This is a genomic window from Bradyrhizobium sp. Kon58, from assembly GCF_055807455.1.
The window spans coordinates 1-299 of the sequence record NZ_JBVVOT010000331.1; the positions used below are offsets into that span (position 1 = coordinate 1).

1 protein-coding gene is annotated in these 299 nt (G+C 56.2%); it reads right to left on the minus strand.

Annotated elements, in window-relative coordinates:
- Positions 1–299, minus strand: a 299-nt coding sequence (locus tag AC0L20_RS40660; RefSeq protein WP_473295771.1) for a cation:dicarboxylate symporter family transporter, incomplete at both ends; no start/stop codon positions are given.

The window sequence follows — 299 nt, forward strand, 5'->3', positions numbered from 1 at the left end:
TTGCCGATGGTGAACGCAATAGCGCCGAAGGCACCAATGGGCGCAACGCGACTGATCATGCCGACAATACGAAAGAACACCTCACTGGCCTGGTGAATCACGTTCACCAGCGGACGCGCTTTCTCGCCAACAATGACCAACGCCACACCGAAGAGGATCGAAACGAACAGTACCGGCAGTATTTCGCCCTGCGCAAAGGCGTTGAAGAAGGTCGTAGGGATCACATGAAGTAAAAAGCCGACAATGCCTTCGCCATGTTCGGCCTGCCCCACAAAGCCGGCAATCGCCGAGCTGTCGAG